We start from the raw sequence: 8,619 nt of genomic DNA, 5'->3' as shown, positions 1-8,619 counted from the left end.
TCAAATAAATTTGGTGCATTAAAACTATTTTTCTACTTTCGTGTAATCGATTACATAATTACACTGTTTTGTAAATCAATCCTAAAATAGAATAACATGATTACAGGGAAAGTTAGAATGTTTAAATCAGTTTTAATGGCAGCTACAACAGCTTTCACGATGCTGTCTTGTGGAAAGCAGGCTTTAACTTTTTCTGAAGCTGATCCCTGGAAAAACAAAGACCTAATTGTAAAAAGTATCTCTAAAACCCGTTTTTTAGATAAGACCTATAATGTTAATGATTTTGGAGCAGTCGCTGATGGAAAGACATTAAACACACTGGCCTTTGAAAAAGCAATAAAAGCATGTGCTCAAAATGGCGGAGGAAAAGTGTTGATTCCTGATGGAAAATATGTAACAGGCGCCATACATTTAGAGAATAATGTAAACCTGCATTTGGATGATCATGCGGAAGTCCTTTTTAGCATCGATCCAAAAGAGTATCCTATAGTTCATACCTCCTTTGAAGGAACAGAACTGATGAATTATTCGCCGCTTATTTACGCCAAAAACAAAACCAATATAGCCATTACCGGAAAAGGAACTCTAAACGGACAGGCAGATGCTACGAACTGGTGGATTTGGTCCGGTGGTAAAGATTACGGCTGGAAAAAAGGAATCCCTTCGCAAAATGATCCTCAAAATCGTGCCGTTTTGATCGATATGGCCGAAAAGGGAGTTCCGGTAAAAGAAAGAATTTTTGGTGAGGGACGCTATCTGAGACCTAATTTTATGGAGTTTTTTGAATGCAGTACCGTTTTGGTTAAAGATGTTACCATTATAAATGCTCCCTTTTGGATTTTACATCCTTTAAAATCAAACGACATTATCATTGACGGAGTTACCGTAAACAGTCATGGTCCTAATAATGACGGTTGTGATCCTGAATATTCGCAAAATGTACTTATTAAGAATTGTACCTTTAATACTGGTGACGATTGTATCGCGATCAAAGCAGGTCGCGATGGCGATGGACGACGAGTAGCAATTCCAAGTAAAAATATTATCGTTCAGAACTGTAAAATGATTGACGGTCATGGCGGAGTAGTTATTGGAAGTGAAATATCGGCGGGTGTCAATACCGTTTTTGTAGAAGACTGCGTCATGGACAGTCCAAATTTGGATCGTGCCATCCGAATCAAGACCAATTCAAAAAGAGGCGGGGTCATTGAAAATGTATTCGTTCGAAACCTTGAAGTAGGTACTGTGAAAGAATGTGTTTTAAAATTAAATATGTTTTATAATGTTTACGGTTCACAAACTGGCAATTTTATTCCAACCATCAGAAATATTAGCCTGGAAAATATAAACGTCAAAAATGGAGGGAAATATGGAGTATGGGCAGAAGGCTATGAGCAATCTCCGGTAGAAAATATTACCCTTAAAAATGTAGTCATTCAAAAAGTAGATTCAGCACATTTGCTTAAAAATGTAAAGAACATACAATTTATTAATACCTATATCAATGAAAAAAAAGTAGAATAACTTACGAATTAAAAACTATCAATTAACCAAACCATTTTAAAAAACTATGAATACCAAAGAACTATTAAAGAAAAAAATAAAATACAGTCTTGTATTTTTATTTTTCCTGAATTTTTTGTTGAGCAGTGCAACTTATGCGCAATCGACTATAGTGGAGGGGAAAATTACAGATGCTGCGGGATTATCATTACCTGGTGTAAACATTCAGGAAAAGGGAACTAAAAACGGAACCTCTACAGATTTTGAAGGAAGTTTTAAATTGAATGTGACTAATAATAAAGCGATTTTAATTGTGAGTTATTTAGGCTTTCAGACACAAGAAGTAAGCATTGCAGGAAAATCGAAAGTGAATGTGAGCCTGGCGGAACAATCCAATTCGCTAAATGAAGTAGTGGTTGTAGGATACGGTACCGCAAAGAAAACAGACCTTACAGGAGCAGTCAATACTTTGTCGGCAGCTAAAATCACCGAAAGAAACGTTACCAATCCGATGGAAGCCATTCAGGGAGGTATTGCGGGAGTTCAGGTAACTTCAAACAGCGGCCGTATTGGTGACGGTTTTAACGTTGTGATCAGAGGAACAAACTCAATCAATAAAGACGGTTCTAAACCTCTTTTTGTCGTGGATGGCGTACCAACAGATAATATTGACTTCCTGAATCCGCAGGATATCGCGAGAATGGACGTATTGAAAGATGCCTCTTCTGCTGCCATCTATGGTTCCAGAGGAGGAAGCGGGGTTATTATTGTAACGACCAAAAGTGGAACAAGTGCTAAGTCTGGCGTTACCGTTACTTTTGACAGCTCTTACGGTAACAAAGAGGCAGTAAGATTACCAAAATTAATGAGTCCTGAAAAATGGTGGTATTATCACCAATCGGCATTTTTGGCAACTACTATTTCAGCAACCAATCCAACCTATAACGATATTGATGCTTCAGAATTGAATGCTGCTGTGGGACAGGCTGGTACAAACCCTGTGTTATTTCAGAGAGTGGCTAAGAATCAAAGCTACAACTGGCAGGATGCAGTTCTTAAAGGAGGAATGATGCAAAACAATTACTTAAATGTTTCCGGTCGTGCCGATAACGGACTGTCCTACAACATTGGTCTTGGAGCTCAGAAAGAAACGGGAGTAATTGACAATGAAGGAATTGATAAATACAATTTTAAAGCAGGTTTGAATCATAAAATAAACGACAAAATTTCATTTGGAGTTAATCTTACTATTTCTAAAACCTCTGAACAGCTAGGGAGCCCAACAGCCATGCAGGAAGCTTTCAGACAAAATCCATATACTTCGCCTTGGGCAATAGATGCAGCCGGTAATGAAATTGTTGGAACTTATGCACAACAGCCGGGTACATTGAGATATCCTAACGGAAATTTAGCGATTAACAAAACAGGTTCGTACAATCCGCTTTTAGAAATTGCAAATTCAACAGACGAAATAGAAAGATTTACTACCCTTGGGAATATCTTCGGAGAGTATAAAATCAACAGCTGGCTATCGTTTCGTTCTACTTTTTCAGCAGGAAAAATGGACGCGAGAGAAGGAAGATCATTTGGCGCACAAACTGATTTTGGTCTTAAAAATAAAAGTTTACCATCCGGTGACGTAACCAATGTGAACAATTTTAATTATACGTGGGACAATCAGTTTAACATCAATTACACGTTGAATAAAGACCATGTTTTTAGCTTTTTAGGTCTTCAGAGTTTCTATTCTAATACTACCGAAACGTACTTTGCAGCGTCAAGAGAAAACCCTTTTGAAACCAGTTTTTACAATTTAGGTTCAGGAGTTCAGTCGACTTACTCCTTGACACCATCAAGCGGTACTATTGCCTTAATTCCTTCAGGCGTGTTCAGTCCGTACTCTAAAAACACTTTAGAATCGTATGCTGCCCGTTTCAATTATGCCTATCAGGGACGTTACTTGCTAACTGCTTCGGTGCGTTATGACGGATCATCTGTTTTGGCTGAAAATAATAAATGGACTGCTTTCCCTTCTGTAGCTTTAGGATGGAATGTTCATGAAGAAGGATTTATGAAAAAATTAGATTTCGTTTCTAATTTTAAATTAAGAGGAAGTATTGGTTATACAGGAAACGATAACGTAAGTCCGTATTCCAGTTTAAGTGTTTTGAAAAATCCTGCTTACTATGATTACAATGGTACCATTGCCAATGGGTTTACCGCTTCAAGTTTAGGAAACACGAATCTGACCTGGGAGAAAACAAAAGAGGTGAATTTAGGTTTGGATTTCGGATTTGTTCACAATAGAATTTCAGGTAGTGTAGACGTTTACAATCGTTTGTCTAAAGATTTATTGTTTCAACAAGCCCTTCCGTTAGAAATCGGAGTCCCAACTATTACTTCTAATGTAGGTTCTATCAGAAACAAAGGTATTGAGGTGGCGCTGGTTACTAAAAACATTCAGACTAAAAATGTTACCTGGGAGACGAGCTTCACTTTTACTAAAAACGTAAACAAACTGGAGTCTATTTATGGTCAGGATCAGGTAAGTGATGTTGGAAATAATTTATTTATCGGAGAAAATGTCCATTCGTACTACAACTATGTTTTTGATGGAGTTTGGCAGGAAAGTGAAGCGGCGCAAGCCCTTTCTTACGGTCAGAAACCGGGAGAAGCAAAAGTAAAAGATTTGAATAACGATGGAAAAATTGACGCCAATAACGACAGAGCTATTTTAGGAAACTACGATCCTAAATGGTCCGGAAGTTTCTCTACTACTTTGAAAGTAAAACAATTTGATTTGTCAATGTCGTTAATCACCAATCAGGGAATGACTGTTTTTAGCGGATTCCACGACAACTTTGCAGATGTTACCGATAGAGGACGTCAAAAATTAGATCTTGGAGACTGGTATATTCCGGCTAATGGGGCAGGTCTGGCGGCTCAGTATTCCAATACAAATCCGTTACCACGTGGAGCAGGGGTTTATTATGATACTAATAACGTAGCATTTTACAAAGACGCTTCATTTGTGAAAATTCAAAACATCGCTTTTGGGTATAGTTTTGATCAGGATTTAGTGAGCAAATTGAAAATTAAAAGTTTAAGACTTTATGTGAATGTGTTGAATCCTTTTGTATTTACCAATTACGAAGGATATGACCCTGAATGGGCAACTGCAGCATTAGCAGTGAATCGTGTTGCAACAAGGACTGTTCAGATGGGATTAAGTTTAAAATTTTAAATTAAGAAAAATGAAAAAAATAGTAGTAGTTATAGCAATACTGGCGACGACATTCAATTCGTGCTCCAATTTTATCGAAGAAGACAACCGTGCCTTTGGCTCGGCAGAACAATATTTCCTTACTGCTCCCGGGTTTGAGTCATTGGTCAACACCAATTACGCCACTCTAAAAGATATATACGGTGGTGATCCGTGGCTGTTTGAAGCAGGTACCGATATGTACTCTGAAGGAAGAAATCAGGAACCGGAAGGATTGGCTAAATATTTAACCCTTTCTTCTTCGTCAGCCGGAGTAGATTTATTGTACAGAACCTGTTACATGGCCATTCAGCAAGCCAACAAAGGATTGTATTATTCAACCCTTACCGAAAAAGCAAGTACGATAGATACAAGAGTAGGGGAACTGAAATTTTTAAGAGCAAATGCTTATTTCCTTTTGGTTCAGACTTACGGAGGTGTTCCGATTGTACTAGAGAACATTAATACTGCTGTTACCTCTTTCGATAGAAATTCAGCAGAAGAAGTATACACACAAATTTTAAAAGACCTTAACGAAGCGCTTCCGGCAGTGGGTACGGGGGCTTATACAGGAAGAGTGAATAAAAGAGCCGTTCAGGATTTATTAGCAAAAGTATATTTGACTAAAGGTTACGAAACTTTTGGAACACCGGCAGATTTTACTACCGCAGCTTCTTTAGCAGATCAGGTAATTGCCGGACAAGCACTTAATGTATCTTTTGCAGATGTGGTAAAACCGGGGAACGAGATGAACGCCGAAACCATTTTCTCCGTTCAGTTTTCAGTAGCTTCAAATGCTACAGGAGTAACAGCTTTGGGAAGTTCACAAAATTATTGGTTTAGCTCGTACTTAGGCGCAGCGGCAGCAGGTAACCCATATCCAAACAGAAGTTACACACTTTGTCCTACAGCTTACGCATTATCATTGTATGAGCAGGGTGATAAACGTTGGGAAAACACCTTCATGACCGAAATCTACAGCCGATACTACGATTTTTATACCGTAACGGATAAAACAGCTTTGAAAATTACAGATTTTTACGAGCCACGCTGGTTTACTTTAGCCGACAGAGCGGCCTGGAATACCGCTAATGCTTCAAGAAAAGCCAATGCAGCAACTTTCAGATATCACAATTGGGGAACTTATTCTTCGGCTGCCGCTTCAGGTGGTGATTACAACCTGATTCCGGTTCGTAAATTCGACGATCCAAATGCACCATACAGCGGTGCCACCAGTGCAAACTATAACTCAACACCTATCACACCGGCAACAAACAGAAGCAGTACCCGTGATTTTATTGTAGCAAGGCTGGGAGAAACCTATCTGGTTGCCGCCGAAGCTTACTTTAAAGCAGGTCAGCCAGCGACAGCTCTAACACGTTTGAATGAAGTAAGAAGAAGAGCAGGAGGAGGAGTTGTAGGAGCAATTCCGGTAATGACGACTATTGATATCAACACCATATTAGACGAGAGAGGTAGAGAACTATTAGGAGAATACCACCGTTGGTTCGATTTGAAACGTACCGGTACATTGGTACAAAGAGCTGTTTTATACAATCCTAAAATCACCAATGCCAACGTATTTAACGGACAGAATGGTAATCTTAAAATTCTAAGACCTATACCACAGTCAGCATTAGATTTGAACAGAAGTAAAAATTACCCTCAAAACCCGGCTTATTAAAAAGGTTTTTATGATTAGTGGTTTTAAAAATTTTGAGGTTACGTTTTTTTGAGGAAGTTATAAAGGGGCCTGATCCTGAATCAGGCTCCTTTCTTAACGAATAAATCAGATAAGTAAAAATGAAAAGAATAGGGATTGTTTTGTGGCTCTTTTCGAATATAGTTCTGGCGCAGAATCATAATACTGCAGATACTTCTTATACCGTAAATAGTACATATACTAAATTGATTAAGAAATATCCGTTTATAAAAATAGCAGTAGCGAAAAACAGGGCAAATGTGATTCAAATGGAGAATATAATCTATCATAAGAGTCAAAACAGAGCATTACATCTCGACGCCTATTGGAACAAAACTGAAAACACAAATCCGGGAGTAATTTTGATTCACGGGGGAGGCTGGAAATCGGGGAATAAAAATCAGCTGCAGGTTTTGGGGCAGGAAATCAGTTCAAAAGGATATTCCTGTTTTGCCATAGAATACCAATTATCGCCTGAAGCAAAATATCCGCAGGCAGTTTATGATGTAAAAAATGCCATTAAGTTTATAAAAGAGAATGCGAAAGAATTTCATGTAGATCCAAACAAAATTGCCGTACTTGGATGCTCTTCAGGAGGTCAGATGGCAGCCTTGATTGGTACAACAAATAAAAATTCTGCTTTTGAAGATCCTGCGAACAAGAGTAGATTCTCAGCAAAAGTGAACGCAATAATTAATGTAGATGGAATTTTAGCATTTAAACATCCGGAATCGGAAGAAGGAGAAATGGCTGCTTTTTGGTTAAACGGTACTTATCAGGAAAAACGGGACAACTGGGAAAAGGCATCGGCGTTAAGCCATACCGATAAAAACACTCCGCCAACACTGTTCATCAACAGCAGTTTTGATCGGTTTCATGCAGGTAGAGAGGATATGATTGCAATTTTAAACCAAAATAAGATCTATAATGAGGTCAGAACAATAAAAGATTCACCCCATTCCTTTTGGTTTTTTCAGCCATGGTTTGAGGAAACGGTTCAATATACAACACAATTTTTAGACAGAATATTTAAACAATTACAGTAAAAAATGAAAACAAAAATCACAATAGCAACCTTACTTTTAGTCGGTATTACAGCGGTTAAGGCACAGAAATATGATATAAAAACCGCCAAAACGTATGCCGAAATTTCTGCTAAAACAGACGGAAAATGGGAAGCCCGTAAATATATTGGAGGAACTGTATTTAAAAATGTAGACAGATTGAAACTGGCACCGGAGCATACAGACCATTCTTTTGACATTCGTTACGAAGGACCGGGCTGGGAAAGCAATCGAATTGGATATCGTTTGTATTTAGACTGGCGAAATGCGATTGATATTTTCGGTAAAAAAACATCAGAAATTGTTTTGCCAAAAGTAGGTCAGGATAATTTTGATTCGTATCACGAGATGAGCGATTGGGGAGCCGATATTCTAAAAGCAGGAAAAGGAATCGGGATAGGATCCATAGACCGCTACTTAAACAATGAAAAATTGCATTTCTATGAAGTAGATTCAACTATTGCTACAGTAGTAAATAAAACCAATGAATCGGGTGTAAAAGTGCAATATTATGGATGGAAAACGGCTTCGGATAAAATTGATTTTACCTCAGTTTTGACCATTAAACCAAATGAACTGTACACACAGCATACCATTCAGGCATCCAAAGAAATAAAAGGAATCTGTACCGGAATTGTAAAGCAGAAAAATACGGAGCTTCTTAAAAAAGAAAGCAAAAATAAAAAATGGGCTTATCTGGCTACGTATGGCCAGCAGTCATTAGTTCCGGACAAATTAGGAATGGCCATTTTTTATCAAATTAATACCATCGAAAATACTCCTGATACAGATTTAGATTATCTTTTAGTATTTAAGCCTACTACAAAAGCAACTTCTTTTTACTTTTTAGGCGCCTGGGAACAAGAGCCAAACGGAATTAAATCAAAAGAAGAGTTTGTGAAATATTTAGATCAAAAGTTGGAAGTATTGAATAGGAAGGGGAAGATGTAAAAGAGTGATGAGTGAAGAGTGAAGAGTGAAGAGTGAAGAGTGAAGAGTGAAGAGTGAAGAGTGAAGAGTGAAGAGTGAAGAGTGAAGAGTGAAGAGTGAAGAGTGAAGAGTGAAGAGTGAAGAGTGAAGAGTGAAGA

At 38.0% G+C, this 8,619-nt stretch carries 5 protein-coding genes; all 5 read left to right on the top strand.

Going from position 1 to position 8,619, the window contains the following annotated elements; genetic code table 11:
• The first annotated feature begins 96 nt into the window (after positions 1-96).
• The 5 genes from JO950_RS19935 (at position 97) to JO950_RS19915 (ending at position 8,482) form a co-directional block, all read left to right on the top strand.
• On the top strand, positions 97-1,524 hold the full coding sequence (locus JO950_RS19935) for a glycoside hydrolase family 28 protein (RefSeq protein ID WP_202704210.1): 1,428 nt from the start codon (positions 97-99) through the stop codon (positions 1,522-1,524).
• A gap of 46 nt (positions 1,525-1,570) precedes the next feature.
• Positions 1,571-4,747: a TonB-dependent receptor gene (locus JO950_RS19930; protein WP_202704209.1), complete on the top strand. Its 3,177-nt coding sequence runs from the start codon at positions 1,571-1,573 to the stop codon at positions 4,745-4,747.
• Between the two features lie 10 nt (positions 4,748-4,757).
• Complete coding sequence (locus JO950_RS19925; protein WP_202704208.1) at positions 4,758-6,449, top strand: RagB/SusD family nutrient uptake outer membrane protein; 1,692 nt, start codon at positions 4,758-4,760, stop codon at positions 6,447-6,449.
• Positions 6,450-6,568: 119 nt separating this feature from the next.
• Positions 6,569-7,513, top strand: coding sequence for an alpha/beta hydrolase (locus JO950_RS19920; protein ID WP_202704207.1), 945 nt, complete (start codon positions 6,569-6,571; stop codon positions 7,511-7,513).
• 3 nt (positions 7,514-7,516) lie between these two features.
• Complete coding sequence (locus JO950_RS19915) at positions 7,517-8,482, top strand: DUF4861 family protein (RefSeq protein ID WP_202704206.1); 966 nt, start codon at positions 7,517-7,519, stop codon at positions 8,480-8,482.
• Positions 8,483-8,619 lie beyond the last annotated feature (137 nt).

This window comes from Flavobacterium sp. UGB4466 (genome assembly GCF_903469665.1).
Classification (GTDB): Bacteria; Bacteroidota; Bacteroidia; order Flavobacteriales; family Flavobacteriaceae; genus Flavobacterium; species Flavobacterium lipolyticum.
This window is presented reverse-complemented; position numbering and strand designations above follow the sequence as displayed.